General features: G+C 63.7%; 14 protein-coding genes. 8 read left to right on the forward strand and 6 right to left on the reverse strand.

Annotated features, from left to right (window positions below; all coding sequences use genetic code 11):
* Positions 1-59: 59 nt before the first annotated feature.
* From JQ629_RS12605 to JQ629_RS12615, 3 genes are all read left to right on the forward strand, one after another.
* On the forward strand, positions 60-662 hold the full coding sequence (locus tag JQ629_RS12605; RefSeq protein ID WP_212412942.1) for a UCP034077 family protein: 603 nt from the start codon (positions 60-62) through the stop codon (positions 660-662).
* An 87-nt stretch (positions 663-749) separates the two neighbouring features.
* The gene (locus JQ629_RS12610) at positions 750-1,334 is read left to right on the forward strand and encodes an NnrU family protein (RefSeq protein ID WP_212412943.1); all 585 of its coding nucleotides are present in this window, start codon (positions 750-752) and stop codon (positions 1,332-1,334) included.
* Positions 1,335-1,352: 18 nt separating this feature from the next.
* Positions 1,353-2,948, forward strand: a complete 1,596-nt coding sequence (locus JQ629_RS12615; RefSeq protein ID WP_212412944.1) for a class I adenylate-forming enzyme family protein — start codon at positions 1,353-1,355, stop codon at positions 2,946-2,948.
* 3 nt (positions 2,949-2,951) lie between these two features.
* Here JQ629_RS12615 and JQ629_RS12620 read toward each other — a convergent pair whose 3' ends face one another.
* On the reverse strand, positions 2,952-3,815 hold the full coding sequence (locus JQ629_RS12620; RefSeq protein ID WP_212412945.1) for a hypothetical protein: 864 nt from the start codon (positions 3,813-3,815) through the stop codon (positions 2,952-2,954).
* A 260-nt stretch (positions 3,816-4,075) separates the two neighbouring features.
* Between JQ629_RS12620 and JQ629_RS12625 the strand changes: the two genes are divergently transcribed.
* The 5 genes from JQ629_RS12625 to poxB all read left to right on the forward strand — a co-directional run bounded on the left by JQ629_RS12625 (position 4,076) and on the right by poxB (position 9,962).
* Positions 4,076-4,729 (forward strand): tetratricopeptide repeat protein, encoded by a 654-nt coding sequence (locus JQ629_RS12625; protein WP_212388637.1) that lies wholly within the window; start codon positions 4,076-4,078, stop codon positions 4,727-4,729.
* Positions 4,730-4,758: 29 nt separating this feature from the next.
* Entirely contained in the window at positions 4,759-5,319 is a 561-nt protein-coding gene (locus JQ629_RS12630; RefSeq protein WP_212412946.1) for a hypothetical protein, read from the forward strand.
* A 145-nt stretch (positions 5,320-5,464) separates the two neighbouring features.
* On the forward strand, positions 5,465-6,850 hold the full coding sequence (gene der, locus JQ629_RS12635) for a ribosome biogenesis GTPase Der (RefSeq protein ID WP_212412947.1): 1,386 nt from the start codon (positions 5,465-5,467) through the stop codon (positions 6,848-6,850).
* Between the two features lie 29 nt (positions 6,851-6,879).
* Positions 6,880-8,097: a TCR/Tet family MFS transporter gene (locus tag JQ629_RS12640; protein ID WP_212412986.1), complete on the forward strand. Its 1,218-nt coding sequence runs from the start codon at positions 6,880-6,882 to the stop codon at positions 8,095-8,097.
* A 128-nt stretch (positions 8,098-8,225) separates the two neighbouring features.
* Positions 8,226-9,962, forward strand: a complete 1,737-nt coding sequence (poxB, locus tag JQ629_RS12645; RefSeq protein ID WP_212412948.1) for a ubiquinone-dependent pyruvate dehydrogenase — start codon at positions 8,226-8,228, stop codon at positions 9,960-9,962.
* Between the two features lie 190 nt (positions 9,963-10,152).
* On the opposite strand, the gene JQ629_RS12650 is transcribed toward poxB, so the two are convergent.
* The 5 genes from JQ629_RS12650 to JQ629_RS12670 all read right to left on the reverse strand — a co-directional run bounded on the left by JQ629_RS12650 (position 10,153) and on the right by JQ629_RS12670 (position 15,925).
* Positions 10,153-11,379 carry an ABC transporter substrate-binding protein gene (locus JQ629_RS12650; RefSeq protein ID WP_212412949.1) on the reverse strand — a complete coding sequence of 409 codons (1,227 nt, stop codon included), beginning with the start codon at positions 11,377-11,379 and terminating at the stop codon, positions 10,153-10,155.
* A 104-nt stretch (positions 11,380-11,483) separates the two neighbouring features.
* Complete coding sequence (locus tag JQ629_RS12655; protein ID WP_502752840.1) at positions 11,484-12,641, reverse strand: NHL repeat-containing protein; 1,158 nt, start codon at positions 12,639-12,641, stop codon at positions 11,484-11,486.
* A gap of 214 nt (positions 12,642-12,855) precedes the next feature.
* Complete coding sequence (locus JQ629_RS12660; RefSeq protein WP_212412950.1) at positions 12,856-13,596, reverse strand: SDR family NAD(P)-dependent oxidoreductase; 741 nt, start codon at positions 13,594-13,596, stop codon at positions 12,856-12,858.
* Positions 13,597-13,756: 160 nt separating this feature from the next.
* Positions 13,757-15,265 (reverse strand): amidophosphoribosyltransferase, encoded by a 1,509-nt coding sequence (gene purF / locus JQ629_RS12665; RefSeq protein WP_212412988.1) that lies wholly within the window; start codon positions 15,263-15,265, stop codon positions 13,757-13,759.
* Between the two features lie 30 nt (positions 15,266-15,295).
* Positions 15,296-15,925 carry a CvpA family protein gene (locus tag JQ629_RS12670; RefSeq protein ID WP_192740670.1) on the reverse strand — a complete coding sequence of 210 codons (630 nt, stop codon included), beginning with the start codon at positions 15,923-15,925 and terminating at the stop codon, positions 15,296-15,298.
* Positions 15,926-16,060 lie beyond the last annotated feature (135 nt).

The following is a 16,060-nucleotide window of genomic DNA, read 5'->3' on the forward strand; positions in this document are numbered from 1 at the left end:
GAACCCGACCAAGGCGCGGACCAACTTGATTGGATCGTCGACTTCAAGGGAACCGGCGTATGCTCCGGCGTGTCATCATCTGCCTGATTGTGGCGTTTGCGGGGATCGGTGCCGCCGACGCCCAGTCGCGGCGTCAGATCGACGCCACGCCGTTTTCGCACGCGCCCTGCAGCGTGCTCGACGGGCAGCCCTGCACGCCGTCGTTCTGCAGCGTGTTCAACGATGGCCCGTGCATTCCCGAGATCGATTATCCCTACGGCCAGAACCTGCAGCTCACGATCGAAAGCGTCCCGCCAAAGGACCAGGCCGCGAAATACCGGAAGCCGGACCACGACCTCGACAGCATCGGCGACCTGTTTGCGGCGCTGCGGTCCTGCTGGACCCCGCCGCCGGCCGATAGCGCGCGCGAGGGCATGCAGATGTCGGTGCGCTTCAGTTTCAAGCGCACGGGTGAAATCATTGCCGCCCCCCGGCTGACCTTCGCCACCGCCGGCGTTCCGGCCGATACCCGCGCCACCTATCTTAAGGCGATCAACGCCTCGCTCGATGCCTGCAAGCCGCTGAAATTCACCGGCGAGCTCGGAGGCGCGCTGGCCGGGCGACCGATCGCCATTCGTTATGTCGATAACCGCGATCTGAAGAAGCAAGCGGAGAAGCCATGAGGCGGATGGCGGCGTAGCGCATTGCGCTCCAAGCCCCATCAATGATAGGCGAGGGTAGAAGCGAAGCCGCCCAGGGAGAGGGACATCATGGGACTGCTGGTGATGATCCTGGGCCTGGTCCTGTTTCTCGGCGTCCACACGCTGACCACGCAGCGCGAATTGCGCGCACGGGTCGTCGGCTCGATGGGCGAGGGCGGCTACAAGATCGGCTATACGCTGGCCTCGGTCGCGGGCCTGGCGCTGGTCATCTGGGGCTTTGCCAATTATCGCGCGACGGGCTGGATCAACGTCTGGAACCCGCCGACGGCGTTCAAGCACCTCACCGTTGCCCTGATGCTGCCCGCGATCATTCTGGTGGTCGCCTCCTACATCCGCGGCCGGATCTACACGACGCTGAAGCATCCGATGCTGACCGGCGTCAAGCTATGGGCGGCCGCGCATCTGCTCGCCAATGGCGATCTCGGCTCGATCATCCTGTTCGGCTCGTTCCTGGCGTGGGCGGTGTTCGACCGCATCTCGCTGAAACGCCGTGCGGACGCCGGCGGGCCGCCGATACCGGTCGGCGGTCCCGGCAACGACCTGATCGCGATCGCGGTCGGGGTCATCGCCTATCTGGCGCTGGCATTTGCCTTCCATCCGGTCGTGATCGGCGTCCCCGTGGTTGGAGTCTAGCAAGGCAAGAGTTGAGCCATGGACTGGTCGCAACATCCTATTCCGGCGATGCGGCTCGAGACGCGCTTCGGCGATCGCGTCGTGCCGGCATTTAGCGAACGGCCGGGCTCCGTCTGGGCGATGATTGCCGAGGCTGCAGAGAGAAATCCGGATGGCGAAGCGTTGATCTGCGGTGATCGCCGGATGAGTTGGCGCGACGTGGCCTCTCAATCGGCACGTATTGCGGCCGGGTTTCAGCGGCTCGGATTGCAGCGCGGCGATCGTATCGCCGTGCTGCTCGGCAATCGCGTCGAGTTCGTGCTGACGATGTTCGCCGCCGCTCATGCCGGCCTTGTGACGGTGTTGCTGTCGATCCGCCAGCAAAAGCCCGAGATCGCTTATGTGCTGACCGATTCAGGCGCAAAACTTCTGATCCACGAAGCGACACTGGCCGAGCGCGTGCCGGATGCGCGCGATGTGCCTGACCTCCTGCATCGCGTTTCCGTCGGTGACGGCAGCACCTCGCAGTTCTCCGATCTGCTGGATCACGCGGCGTCGGCGGCGCCTGCCGAGGTCGGCGAAGAAGACACCGCGATGATCCTCTACACGTCGGGCACCACCGGCAAGCCAAAGGGCGCAATGCTGGCGCATTGCAACATCATCCATTCGTCGATGGTCTTTGTGTCCTGCCTGCAGTTGACCGCGGCGGACCGCTCGATTGCCGCGGTGCCACTCGGGCACGTCACCGGCGTGGTCGCCAACATAACGACCATGGCTCGCTGCGCGGGCGCACTGATCGTGATGCCGGAGTTCAAGGCCGCGGAATATCTGAAGCTGGCGGCGCGGGAGCGTGTCACCTACACCGTGATGGTGCCGGCGATGTACAATCTCTGCCTGCTGCAGCCGGATTTCGACAGCTACGATCTGTCGAGCTGGCGGATCGGCGGCTTTGGCGGGGCGCCGATGCCGATTGCGACGATCGAACGGCTGGCCGCCAGGATTCCGGGCCTGAAGCTGGCAAATTGCTACGGCGCCACCGAGACGACGTCGCCGTCGACCATGATGCCCGGCGAATTGACCGCGCGGTACATCGACAGCGTCGGCTTGCCCTGTCCCGGCGCGCAGATCATCGTCGTCGATCCCGACGGCCACGAACTGCCGCGCGGCGCGATCGGTGAAATCTGGATCCACGGCGGCTCGGTCATCAAGGGCTACTGGAACAATCCAAAAGCAACGGCTGAAAGTTTTACCGCCGGCTTCTGGCATTCCGGCGATCTCGGCTCGGTCGATGAAGCCAATTTCGTGCGCGTGTTCGATCGCCAGAAAGACATGATCAACCGCGGCGGTCTGAAGATCTATTCTGCCGAGGTCGAGTCTGTGCTGTCAGGCCACCCCGACGTGCTCGAAAGCGCGATCATCGCCAAACCGTGCCCGGTGCTCGGCGAGCGCGTCCACGCCGTGGTCGTGATCAGGGGCGGGGCCAGCGTTGAGACCTTGCGTGCGTGGTGCGCCGAGCGGCTGTCGGACTACAAGGTGCCGGAAACCATCGACCTGACCGCCGATCCGCTGCCGCGCAACGCCAACGGCAAGGTGCTGAAACGGCAGTTGCGTGAGGCTCGCAATTTAAGCGCCTGACGATCAGAGCTTCGGCGCGCTGCCTTTCGGCATCGCATTGCGTTCGTTCTGTTCCGCGGTAAGCGCATCGCTGTCGATCGCCGCCGCGCTGATGACGCGTTTGACGTCCAATAGCGAAAACTGCGCGATCCCGACACGGTCGGATGCCGTGCCCGGTATCAGCTGCACGCTCAGCACGCCGTCGCAATTGGCGCCCTTGGCTTCGCTGAGCATCGCGGCCAGCGCTTTCTCCTTTGCCTGCGCACGCTTGACGACCGCCACGCAGCTGCCCCGGATGGTTTCGCCGTTGAGCTTGAGCGCGGCCTTGGGATCGAGTGGCTTGCCGATGGCCTCAACCGCGGTCGCTTCCTTGTATTTCGTGCCGACCGATACGATCGAGCCGGCGCGATAGATGTAATAGAGGTGCTGATCGCCAACGATGGTAGGCGCACCGTATTTGCCCATCACCTCCTTGACCATGTCGGCCTTCGCCGGCTGCTGGTCCTTCGCAAAGGTGAGGTTGCGGGCGAGGAAGTAAATGCGATTGCCGCTCGCCGGCGACGAGAAGCTGCTCGACAGCATCTCACCGTTCTGGCTGGGCCCGGGAGGAAGGCTGAAAGTCAGTGCCGAGGTGAAGCTGATCGCGGTGCTGCCGAACTTCTGCTGCTGGACGTCGGTCGTGGTGTTGGAGCGTCCCTTGAAGAACGAATCTAGCGTGGCACGCGTGGAATCAGCGGTGGAATCCGCCGAGATGCCCAAAATGTCCGGGCGGAGCTTGCCGGAAAATGCCGAGTCCGGCGTCTTCGCCTTGATGTCGTAGGCTTGGGTCGCGGCGGGCAGGGCGGCGGCCCCGATGGCAAGCGTGACGACCAGGGCGCGGCAAACCATGAAGCACCTGCAAAATCAGACGAATAACCGACAAAAATCGAACGGATTACGCCAAGCTTTGAACCGCGAAGTCAATATTCCCGGACGTTCGCGGCGTGGGACAACTCGCTTCCGACTGCCACGTCCAGCGTTAACGCTTTGATCCGGCTCGCTTTGCCTTGCCACCGCCATATCGTTAGGGTATCGCCGCCGCCATGCGGGGATCGGGCGCAGGGCGCCGCCGCGCGTCCAGCGGCTCAGCGGGGATGGGATAGCCATAAGTGTCTGAATTATTTAATGAAGTCGATGAGGAGGTCCGTCGCGATCAGCTCAAGAAGCTGTGGGACCAATATTCCATCTATATCATTGCCGGAGCGCTCCTGATCATCGCCTCCGTGGGTGGCTGGCGTGGCTACCAATATCTGGAAGCCAAGAAGGCGGTTGAGGCCGGTGCGGCCTTTGACAAGGCGGCAGAGCTATCGGAAGCCAACAAGCACGCAGAGGCCGAGGCGGCGTTTGCCGAGTTGGCGGCGAAGGCGCCGGCCGGATACCGCGTGCTGGCGCGCCTGCGTACAGCCGCGGAGGTCGCAAGCCGCGACCAGCAGGCTGCCGCCAAGATGTTCGACGAGATTGCCGCCGACCGCAGCGTCGGCGTGGCGGAACAGGATCTGGCCCGGATTCGCGCCGCCCAGTTGCTGCTGGAGAGCGCCTCCTATCCCGACATGAAGTCTCGCCTCGAGGCGGCAGCCGGGCCGGCTGCTACCTTTCGCCATACTGCGCGCGAATTGCTGGCGCTGTCTGCCTGGCGCGCCAACGATGCGACAGCGACACGGCAATGGCTGGACGTAATTGCCAATGACGGCGGCACGCCACCGAGCCTGCGCTCACGCGCCGAAGCGCTGCAGGCGTTGCTTCCGCCTGTCGCAAAGAGCTGAGCCGGCCAACGAGATAACGAGAACCGAGCATGCGCCGCCCGCACCGTCTGATCGCAGCCACCGTCCTCATCGCGTTTTCCAGCGCGCTGGCGGGCTGTAGCAGCATCGGCAATTTCGATCCGACCGACATGCTTGACTTCCTCGACACCAAAAAGAAGCTGCCCGGTGAACGCAAACCGGTTTTCCCCGACGGTGTGCCCGGTCTCGAGCAGGGCGTGCCGAAGGATCTCTACAGAGGCGCGCGCCAGCAGCAGATCGACGACCCGAATGCCCAGGCAGCGGTCGCACCGGCGCCGCAGGAGCCGAAATCGAAGGGATCCGCGAAATCCAGAGGCAGGCAGGCGCCAGCCCCGGTTGCAGCAGCGCCCGCGGCTGAGCCCGCCGCCGCAGAGCCCGATGCCGCGCCCGAGGAAGAGGGCGGCACCAACGCAGCGCCGCCGGCGCCGAAGCCGAAGAAGATCGTGCGCAAGCGCACCACCGCGCCGCCGCCCGACCAGCCGGCGGCCCAATCGGCGGCGCCCGCGCAGTCCACCCAACAATCCGCCGCGCCGTTCCCGGCGCCGATGCCGAGCGGCAGCTTCACGCGTTAATTGCATAGCGTTTTCGCGCGAAGTCGGCGCCGGTTCGCGTAAAGCAAACGCGTCAAAACAAAATCAGAGCGCGGTTCCGACGGAACCGTGCTCTATCGTTTCGTTCGATTGACACGTCCATCAAAAAGGGCGTTTGGATTTATTTATGCCCTTCACGATTGCCATCATCGGCCGGCCCAATGTCGGAAAGTCGACGCTGTTCAACCGGCTGGTCGGGCAGAAGCTCGCGCTGGTCGACGACGAACCCGGCGTCACCCGCGACCGCCGCGAGGGCAATGGGCGCCTCGGCGATCTCGAATTCACCGTGCTCGATACCGCCGGCCTCGATGAAGGCGCCAGGGGGTCGCTCACCGCGCGGATGCAGGAACAGACCGAAACCGCGATTGCGCTTGCCGACGCGCTGATGTTCGTGATCGACGCGCGGGCCGGGCTTACGCCGAACGACCGCGCCTTTGCCGATTTCGCCCGCCGCGCCAACAAGCCGGTGGTGCTGGTCGCCAACAAGAGCGAGGGCAGGCACGGCGAAGTCGGCGCGATGGAAGCCTATGCGCTCGGGCTCGGCGATCCCGTGCAGATTTCCGCCGAACATGGCGAAGGCCTCAGCGATCTCTACGACGCGCTGCGCGTGCTGATGCCCGATCCCACCGAGGAGGGTGAGGAATTCGACGATGACGACATCATCGAATCCGATGAGGATTTCGCCAAGCGTCCGATTCGCGTCGCGATCGTCGGCCGTCCCAACGCCGGCAAATCGACGCTGATCAATCATCTGCTCGGCGAGGAGCGGCTGCTAACCAGCGCCGAGGCCGGCACCACCCGCGATTCCATTTCGGTCGAGGTGACCTGGCAGGGGCGCGACTTCCGGGTGTTCGATACCGCCGGCTTGCGGCGACGGGCGCGGATCGACGAGAAGCTGGAGAAGCTATCGGTGGCGGACGCGCTGCGCGCAGTGCGCTTTGCCGAAGTCGTTGTCATGATGATGGACGCGCAGAACCGGTTCGAGGAACAGGATTTGCGCATCGCCGATCTCATCGAGCGCGAGGGACGCGCGGTCGTTCTGGCCGTCAACAAGTGGGATTTGATGGAAAAGAAAGGCAGCCTCGTTTCGGGGCTGCGCACCGATGTCGATCATTTGCTGCCGCAGATGAAGGGCGCGCCGGTTGTTGCCGTGTCGGGCCTGATGGGTGAGGGCATCGATCGGCTGATGAGCGCGATCGAGCAAGCCTATGCGGTATGGAACAAGCGCGTGCCGACGGCAGCCCTCAATCGCTGGTTCGAACAGGCGGTCGACGCCAATCCGCCGCCCTCGGTGTCGGGCCGCCGGCTGAAGCTGAATTACATCACGCAAGCCAAGGCGCGGCCGCCGAGTTTCATCCTGTTCTGCTCGCGTGCCGACGCGGTGCCGACGTCTTATTTGCGCTATCTCACCAACAGCATGCGTGAGGCCTTTGATCTGCCGGGTACGCCGATCCGCATCATGCTGCGCGAGAAGGCCAATCCGTTCGCCCACAAGCGCAAACGGCCGTCGTGAACGAGGCGGCCTCGGAACGCGCGACCGGGATGCCGCCGGTGCGCAGCGGCGCAGCCATCTTCATTTTCGTTACCATCCTGCTCGACATGTTCGCGCTCGGCCTGATCCTTCCGATCTTGCCCAAGCTGGTCGAAAGCTTCGTCGACAACGATACCGCGACAGCTGCGCGGATCTTTGGATTGTTCGGCACCGCCTGGGCGGTGATGCAGTTCATCTTCTCACCGATCCTCGGCGCCTTGTCCGACCGGTTCGGCCGCCGGCCGGTGGTGCTGTTGTCCAATTTTGGCCTGGCGCTGGACTATGTACTGATGGCGCTGGCGCCGTCGCTGCTGTGGCTGTTCATCGGCCGCGTCATCTCGGGCATCACCTCGGCCAGTATCTCGACGGCTTTCGCCTACATCGCCGACGTGACGCCGCCGGAACGGCGCGCTGCCGTGTTCGGCAAGATCGGCGCGGCATTCGGCGCCGGATTTATTCTCGGCCCCGCTGTCGGCGGCCTGCTCGGTGACATGGATCCGCGGCTGCCGTTCTGGGTCGCTGCGGGCCTGAGTTTTGCCAATACGCTTTATGGCTGGCTGATTCTGCCGGAGTCGCTACCGCCGGAGCGCCGTTCGCCGTTCCGCTGGAAGAGCGCCAACCCGCTCGGCGCGTTGCATCTGCTGCGCTCCGATCGGGTTCTCGCAGGTCTCTCGCTGGCTAATTTCTTTGGCCAGGTCGCGCATGTCGTATTGCCCTCGACCTTCGTGCTCTATGCGACCTATCGCTATGGGTGGGACACCAAGACCGTCGGGCTGACGCTGGCGCTGGTCGGTGTCTGTGCCATGGTGGTGCAGGGCGCAGGCGTCGGACCGATCGTCACGCGCCTTGGCGAACGCCGCGCGCTGCTGCTCGGGCTCGGCTGTGGGGCGCTCGGTTTCCTGATCTATGGCGCTGCGCCGACCGGTCCGCTGTTCTGGGCCGGCATTCCCGTGATGGCGCTGTGGGGCATTGCCGGTGCGGCGATCCAGTCGCTGACCACGCAACTGGTCGCGCCCGATCAGCAGGGCCAGTTGCAGGGCGCCACCAACAGCGTCAACAGCGTTGCCCAGATGGTGGGACCGTTTTTGTTTACGCTGATCTTTGCCTATTTCATCAGCGAGTCTGCGCCGGTGAAAATGCCGGGCGCGCCGTTCCTCCTGGCTGCTGCGCTATTGGCGCTGGCGCTGTTGGTCGCATGGCGGACCATGGCTGGCAAACCAGTTGCTTGAAGGCGGCCGTCTCTGAGCGGATGCAGAGTTCCCCTGACATCACGGTAGCCTGAATTGTTCAGGCCCGGCCGGCCCGCTACATCTGATTTGCTGACGTTCCGAAGCCCTTCCAACAGAGCGAGGCCACCATGCCCATCGACACCGTCGCCGACCTCATCGCGGAAACGTTGATCCAGGCCGGCGTGAAGCGGATATTCGGCGTGGTAGGGGACAGCCTGAACGGCTTGACCGAAGCACTGCGCAAACGCGAGGTGATCGACTGGGTTCATGTCCGGCATGAGGAAGTCGCCGCCTTCGCGGCTTCAGCTGAAGCGCAAATCACCGGCCGGCTCGCGGTATGCGCGGGATCGTGCGGGCCGGGCAATCTTCACCTCATCAACGGCTTGTTCGATGCACATCGCAGCCGCACGCCGGTACTGGCTATCGCCGCCCAGATTCCATCCGCGGAAATCGGCGGGGGCTATTTTCAGGAGACACATCCCCAGGAGTTGTTCCGCGAATGCAGTCATTATTGCGAGCTCGTTTCCGATCCGGCGCAGCTTCCCTACGTGTTGGAGAATGCGATCCGCGCTGCGGTCGGCCGCCGTGGCGTGGCCGTGCTGGTGATCCCCGGCGATATCGCGCTGCGACCGGCGCCCAGCCGTGGCATTTCACCGAATGCCGGGCTTCTGCCGAAAGCCCCGGTGGTTCGGCCGGATGAGACGGAATTGATGGCGCTGGCGGGGCTTTTGAACGGCGCCAAACGTATCACGCTGTTCTGCGGCCGCGGCTGCGCGGACGCCCATCCCAGCCTGAAGCGGCTGGCGGACAAGCTCAAGAGCCCGATGGTGCATGCGCTCGGCGGCAAGGAACACGTTGAATTCGACAACCCCTATGATGTCGGCATGACCGGCTTCATCGGCTTCTCGTCCGGCTACGCCGCCATGCACGCCTGCGACGTGTTGCTGATGCTGGGGACGGATTTTCCCTATAAGCAGTTTCTACCGACGGGAGCGAAGATCGCGCAGGTCGATATCCGCCCCGAAAATCTCGGCCGCCGCTGCAAGCTCGATCTCGGTCTCGTCGGCGATGTCGGCGTCACGATCGAGGCGCTGCTGCCGAAACTGACGGCAAAGGATGATCGCCGCCATCTCGACGACAGTGCCGCCCACTACAAGAAAGCCCGCGCTGGCCTCGACGAACTGGCGCGCGGGACGCCCGGGCACAAGCCGATTCACCCGCAATATCTGGCGCGCCTGCTCAGCGAGGCGGCTTCCGACGACGCTGTGTTCACGGCCGATGTGGGTACGCCGACGATCTGGGCGGCGCGCTATCTCGTCATGAACGGACGCCGTCGTCTGCTGGGATCCTGGGTGCACGGCTCGATGGCCAACGCGATGGCGCATGCGATCGGCGCCCAGGCGTCGCAACCGGGGCGGCAGGTGGTGTCGATGTCCGGCGATGGCGGGTTCGCGATGCTGATGGGTGACCTGATCACGCTGCGGCAGATGAAGCTGCCGGTGAAGGTCGTGATCTTCAACAACGGGGTGCTGGGATTCGTTGCGCTGGAAATGAAGGCGTCCGGCTTTATCGAAACCGGCGTCGATCTGGAAAACCCTGACTTCGCGGCGATGGCCCGTGCCATGGGCATTCATGCGCGGCGGGTCGAGGATCCCGGCGATCTGCCACAGGCGATCCGCGAAATACTGGCCCATGACGGACCGGCGGTGCTCGACGTCGTCACCGCGCGGCAGGAATTGTCGATACCGCCCACGATCACCGCGGAACAGGTCAAGGGCTTCAGTCTGTGGGTACTGCGGGCGGTGATGAGCGGGCGGGGCGACGAGGTTCTTGATCTCGCCAAGACCAATTTACTGCCGCGGTGAAAATGCGGATGAAAGCGTTCTTGTCTACGTCGTCCCGGCCTTGAGCTCAGATGCGCAATTGCGCATCGGGGGACCCATACCGCGTTGTGCTATCGGCTAAAACAAGGTGGCCGACACCTGCTACAATTACAGCCGCCGCGGCGTATGGGTCCCGGCTTTCGCCGGGACGACAATCGAGTTTGTTATCCAACTATTTCTTCACCAGCGGACAGTCGCTGGCCTCGAGCGGCTTGGCGGCGTCTTCCGGGGCGATCGTGGCGATCTGCTTGTAATAGTCCCACGGACCCTTCGACTCTTCCGGCTTCTTCACTTCGAACAGGTAGGCCGGAATGAGACGGCGGCCGTCGGCGCGCAGCGGGCCCTTGCCGAACAAGGGATCGTCGGTCGGCAGTTCCTTCATCTTGGCGATCACTTTGGCGCCATCGCGCGGATTGCCGCCGAGCGCTTCCATCGCCTTGAGATAATGCAGCACCATGGCGTAGTTGCCGGCCTGCGTCATCGACGGCATCGCATTCTTGCTCGCCAATGCGGCGAACCGCTTCGAGAAGGCGCGGGTCTGGTCGTTCAGGTCCCAGTAAAAGGATTCCGTGAAGGTCAGGCCTTGCGCCGTCTTCAATCCCAGCGAATGCACGTCGTTGATGAACAGCAGCAGTGCGGCCAGCTTCTGGCCGCCGGCGACGATGCCGAATTCGGAGGCCTGCTTGATCGCGTTGGTGGTGTCGCCGCCGGCGTTGGCGAGGCCGACGACCTTGGCTTTGGAGGCCTGTGCCTGCAGCAGGAACGAGGAGAAATCCGAGGTGTTGATCGGATGCTTGACGCCGCCGAGCACCTTGCCGCCATTGGCGGTGACGACCGCGGAAGTATCACGCTCCAGCGCGTGCCCGAAGGCGTAATCGGCGGTCAGGAAGAACCAGGTGTCGCCCCCGGATTTGGTGAGCGCCTTACCGGTGCCGTTGGCCAGCATGTAAGTGTCGTAGGTGAAGGAGATCGTGTTCGGCGTGCAGGCCTTGCCGGTGAGATCGGCCGTCGCGGCGCCCGAATTGAGCAGCGCGATGTTCTTCTCCTTGACGAGGTTGCTGACGGCGAGAGCCACGCCGGAGTTCGGCGTATCGGCGATCGCATCGACCTTGTCGTTGTCGATCCATTGCCGCGCGATGTTGACGCCGACGTCGGGCTTGTTCTGATGATCGCCGCTGACGACGTCGATCTTCCAGCCCTTCTTGAGCAGCCCGGAATCCTCGATCGCCATCTTGACCGCGACCACTGAATTGGGGCCGCCGATATCGGCGTAAAGGCTCGACATGTCGTTCAACACGCCGATCTTGACGGTCTTGTCCTGGGCGTAGGCGGGCGCAGCAAAGCTGACACCGGCAACGGTAATCAACGCGGCGAGTCGCCGCGCGGTGAATGCAGTCATGTATTTCCTCCATCTATGGTCGCCGGGTGGCCTTCTTTGGGAGGTCCACGCCCGGCATATGACTGAGACGGTGGTAGTGGTTCCGGATGCCCTGGGCAATCCACCTATCGTAGCGCGTCCGATGTCAGCTTGAATTTCTGGATTCGCTTTCCGGTGTCGACTTCGGCGGTATAGACGTTGCCCTTGGAATCCACGGCCATGGCGTGAATCCAGTGGAACTGCCCGGCATTGCGGCCGCTGCGTCCAAAACTCCCGACCACGGTACCGTCGTCGCGCTTCAGCACCCGGATTTCGTTGTTTTCGCCATCGGCGCTCAACAGCCAGGTCTGTTTCGGATCGGGCCAGACGGCGATGTCCCACACCGCGCCATTGCCGAGCGTGTTCTTCTCGAAGAACCACTCCTTCACGAAAGTTCCATCCTTCTTGAACACCTGGATGCGGTTGTTGATGCGGTCGCAGACATAAACCATCCCGTCATTGGTGAGCTTCACGCAATGCACGGGATTGGCGAATTGCTGGGCAGGGGGCGCCTTGGGATCATAGGGCGGCTGCTTGTCGTCGTTCGGCGGCCTGCCATAGGCGCCCCAGTGCCGCTTGTAGGCGCCTGACGTGGCGTCGAACACGATGACGCGGCGGTTGCCGTAGCCGTCGGCGATGTAGATCTCGTTGGCATCCTTGTCGACCGCGGTCTCGGCGGGTTTGCCGAGTTGCGTGGTGTCGCCAGAGCCCTTGCTCGGCGCGATCTTGCCGATCTGCATCACGAACTTGCCGTCGAGGGTGAATTTGAGAACCGCGTTGTCATTGTCGGCGTTGCCGCCGACCCAGACAAAACCCTTTTCGTCGACTTCGATGCCATGTTCGCGGCCGACCCATTCATAGCCTTCGCCCGCACCGCCCCAGGAGCGCAGCAGATTGCCCTCGGCGTCGAACTCCAGCACCGGCGGCGCCGAGACGCAGCATTTCGATCGGGGCGGGGTCAGCGTCGCGCCCTTTTCGTCGTCGGTCAGCGAGCGCGGACGATGGATGACCCAGATGTGGTCCTTGGAGTCGACGGCGATGCCGCCGACCTGGCCGAGGATCCAGTTGTTCGGCAGCGGCTTCGGCCAGGAGGCTTCGACCGCGAAGGTCGGAATGTCGCCGGCGAGCGCGGGAAGCGGCATCGCCGCAACTGACATCAGCATGGCGGCGGTGACACTCACGAAAATGGATTTGCTGAGATGTTGGATCGCAGGTATCGAGCGCGCGCGATGACGCATCGGCATAATGCTTCCTCCCTTGATCTTCTTGGCGGGTTGCTCCCGCTTGCGCGGGCAGTCAATCGCGGGGAGGGGGAGGAGTCAACGGTATGACACCGTCATTGCGAGCGAAGCGAAGCAATCCATGGCGTCACGCAAAGGAAGAATGGATTGCTTCGCGGAGCCTGTCATCGGGCGCGCATTCGCGCGTCCCGTTGGCTCGCAATGACGTGGAGAGAGTTCAAGCCGGCGCGCGAAAGTCCATCAGCGTACGCGTCTTGTAATCGTAGAGCTTGCCGGTTTCGGTCCAGTCGGGCGCGCACATCGGCACGATGAACTCCGCTGCCTGCTCCGGCGTGTCCAGCGTCGCGGGGTCTTCGCCGGGGAATACCGTGGCGCGCATCTTCGTGCGGATCGGGCCGGGGCTGAAAAGGTTGACGCGCAGATTGGTGCTCGCGGTCTCCTGTGCCCAGGCGCGTGCCAGCGCTTCGAGGGCAGCCTTCGAAGCGGCATAGGGACCGACATAGGCGCTGGCCTTGTTGGCGGCGCCTGATGTGACGAACACGGCGCGGCCGGCGTCGGACTGCCTCAGCAGCGGTTCCATGCAACGGATCAGCTGGAAGTTCGCGGTCACGTTGACCGCCATCACGTCGTTCCACGGCTTCAGCTCGATATGACCGAGCGGCGAGGAAGGGCCGGCGACGCCGGCATTGCCGACGAGAATGTCGATCTTGCTGTGACGCTCGTGCAGCGCCGCCCCAAGCCGGGCGATGCCGTCGGAGTCGGTGAGGTTGAGCGGCACCAGCGTGGCGCTGCCGCCATCCTTGCGGATCTCGTCGTCGAGCTCTTCCAGCCCGCCTTGCGTGCGCGCCACCGCCACGACATGCGCGCCGGCCTTGGCAAGCGCGCGTGCGGTGGCATAGCCGATGCCGCGGGAGGCGCCGGTCACGAGAGCGATACGGGAGGCGAGGGATTGGGGCATAGAAGAAGCTCTAACAAAAACGTCGTCCCGGCGAAGGCCGGGACCCATACGCCGTGACGGTTATGAGGCAAAAGGTGGCTGTGTCTAGAGGCGTCCGTAAAACGAAGGCCGGTGGCTATGGGTCCCGGCCTTCGCCGGGACGACAAACCAATGGGGTCTATTAACTCGCCTCCGCCAGCAACGACAATTGACGGGGCGACGGCTCGGTTTCGCTCTGGTCGGTGAGGTGGGTCGGGTAGGCGCCCGTGAAGCAATGGTCCGAGAATTTCGGATTGGCGGGATCGCGGCCGGGTTCGCCCATCGCGCGGTACATGCCGTCGATCGACAGGAACGCCAGTGAATCGGCGCCGATGATCTCGCGCATCTCCTCTAGGGAATGCGTGGCGGCAAGGAGTCCGCCGCGGTCCGGCAGGTCGATGCCGTAATAATCGGGGTAGAGGATCGGCGGCGAGGCGAGGCGGAAATGCACTTCGCGGGCGCCGGCGTCGCGCATCATGCGCACGATCTTCTTCGAGGTGGTGCCGCGCACCAGCGAGTCGTCGATCAGGATGATGCGCTTGCCTTCGATCGCGGCGCGGTTGGCCGAATGCTTCATGCGCACGCCGAGTTCGCGCACGCTCTGGGTCGGCTGAATGAAGGTGCGGCCGACATAGTGGTTACGGATAATGCCGAGCTCGAACGGCACGCCGGAATGCTGGGCGTAACCGATCGCGGCCGGCACGCCGGAATCCGGCACCGGCACCACGACGTCCACCTCGACACGGCTCTCGCGCGCGAGCTGCGCGCCGAAGGCTTTTCGAACTTCATAGACCGAACGGCCGCCGACGATGGAATCCGGCCGCGAGAAATAGATGTATTCGAAGATGCAGGGCCGTGGCGGTTTCGGCGGGAACGGCTTGTGGCTGTGCGCGCCCTTGTCGTCGAATACGACGATTTCGCCGGGTTCGACGTCGCGGATATACTTTGCGCCGATCATGTCGAGCGCGCAGGTCTCCGAGGTCAGGATCGGGTGACCGTCGAGGTCGCCGAGCACCAGGGGACGGATGCCAAGCGGATCGCGGGCGCCGATCAGTTTCTTGTTGGTCAAGGCCGTCAGCGAATAGGCGCCCTCGATCGTGCGCAGCGCCTCGATAAACCGGTCGACGAAGCGGGTGCGCTTCGACTGCGCGACCAGATGCAGGATCACTTCGGTGTCGGTGGTCGACTGCATCATGGCGCCGTGGAGCACGAGTTCGCGGCGCAGCGTCAGACCGTTGGTGAGATTGCCGTTATGGCCGACCGCGAAACCGCCGGCATTGAGCTCGGCGAACAGCGGCTGCACATTGCGCAGGATGGTGGCGCCGGTGGTGGCATAACGGACATGGCCGACGGCGGCGTTGCCGGGCAGGCGCTCGATCACTTCGCGGCGGGAGAAGGTGTCGCCGACGAGGCCGAGACGGCGTTCGCTGTGGAAGCGGCTGCCGTCGAAGGAGACGATGCCGGCGGCTTCCTGGCCTCGGTGTTGAAGGGCGTGTAGTCCGAGTGCGGTGATGGCGGCGGCCTCGGGATGGCCGAAGATGCCGAACACGCCGCATTCCTCGCGTAGCGTGTCGCCTTCGAGATCGTCCTGCAAATCGATCGGACCGGAGTTTCGGTCAAATTGCTCGGCGGGATCGGAAGGGTTTTGCATCGCGTCCATCGCCTCTCTTTTGGCCAAGAGTTACTTGCTCGCAGGTTTCTCGATCAGCTTTTTAAGGCCGTCGCGGGCAGGTTTGCTGTAGCCATCGCCGGACGCCGGGGCTGCCGGCTCGGCGTCAGTTGAATCGTCGTCGGGTTTATTCTTCTTGAATCTCTTTAAGATGGTGTTCTCAGGGTCGTCAGGCAAGAGCGCCATTAACCAATCTCCGGTTCCCTGCAGCACCATCCGGGACTTCGCCCCGGTGATCCAGTCGGGCCGCTGCTTGTCCGGAACCAGCCAGCTGAAGAACAGGAAGGCGACGACGACGATCAGGAGGCCGCGGGCGAGGCCGAACAGGAAGCCGAGGGTGCGATCCAGCGCACCGATCCGGGAATCCAGGATCATGTCCGAAATCCGCACCGTAATGATCGACACCACGACCAGGGTCGCGATGAAGGTGCCGGCTACCACCACCACAGCCGCCACCGTGTCGTTATTGAAATAAGTTTTGGCGGTCGGCAGCAGCTTTGAGAAAGCATACAGCGTGACCAGAGCCGCCGCGCCCCAGGCCGCGATCGACAGAATCTCGCGCATGAAGCCGCGCACCATGGCGAGCAGCCCCGAAATCAGCATCACACCAAGCAGGACGAGATCGAGTATCGTTATCGGCATCGGCTGGTCAGGTCCGCTCGTAAATGCTCAAAGTCTTGCGAATCGGCGTGTCGGTGCCGTTCTAGGTGATGGTCATATGGCGTGTCCCGCAAGGCCGGATATCACGCCATCCCACGCGCCTTTCGCGCGCGTTGT

The organism is Bradyrhizobium sp. AUGA SZCCT0222, from assembly GCF_018130205.1.
Lineage (GTDB): Bacteria > Pseudomonadota > Alphaproteobacteria > Rhizobiales > Xanthobacteraceae > Bradyrhizobium.